The sequence below is a fragment of the Oleiphilus sp. HI0043 genome, from assembly GCF_001634935.1.
This window is the reverse complement of sequence record NZ_LWEY01000317.1, coordinates 1-740: the sequence shown is the minus strand read 5'-3', so window position 1 is coordinate 740 and position 740 is coordinate 1. Positions and strand designations below refer to the sequence as shown.

The window sequence follows — 740 nt, the reverse complement described above, 5'->3', positions numbered from 1 at the left end:
TCTTACGCATCTTGCCAGAAATATGAGCCGTTACAATATGGCCATTTTCTAGTTCAACACGGAACATGGTGTTTGGAAGGGTGTCTATAATCGTCCCTTCCATTTCAATGACATCTTCTTTCGCCATTAAAGCGTAACCTCATAAATAATTGAGCGTTTAGTTACAACAAGCCTGAACTTTAAGAGGCTAATTATCACCTCGAATCAAAGCTCGTTATTAGAAAAGTGCGACATTCTGCCTGAATCCGAAGGATTACGCAAAATGTTTGTTTATTGATCAGTAAAATAATTGCACTTATGGCGGGTTTGAGGGGCTAAAAAGAAGTTGCTGGAGGATTATTCGCTAGAACTCAGTAGCTGGTCTCTGATGTTTATCAGCTGTTCTTCTGTATACCACTGATCACCAATTCTGGCCTCAAAAGGTGAAAACTTTGTTTTGTACGCCATTTTCTTACATTCCTTAATAAAATAGCCTAAATACAGGTAACTTAGCTCTCGATTTTTGGCTTCCTCCACTTGCCAGAGAATGGCGTAGGTTCCTAGGCTTTTAGCCGAAAGCTCAGGGTCAAAGAACGTGTAAATGGCCGAAAGGCCGTCATTAAGTTGGTCGCAAACGGCAATGCCAAGTAAATGGTCGCCTTCAGAGAATTCTATGAACTGTGTTGTGCTGTGACCATTTACCAGGAACGATCTATATTGGTCGCGGCTCGGCGGGTACATATCTCCATCCGCGTGACGGC

The 740-nt window shown here is 42.4% G+C and carries 1 protein-coding gene and 1 pseudogene; both read right to left on the bottom strand.

The features are described 5' to 3' along the window. Window positions 1-127 (bottom strand): translation initiation factor IF-1 (gene infA / locus A3729_RS04375; RefSeq protein ID WP_068633269.1); only part of this gene is annotated, 127 nt, incomplete at its 3' end. Between the two features lie 209 nt (window positions 128-336). Next, window positions 337-740 (bottom strand): annotated as a pseudogene (locus A3729_RS04370) (arginyltransferase); the annotation flags it as partial.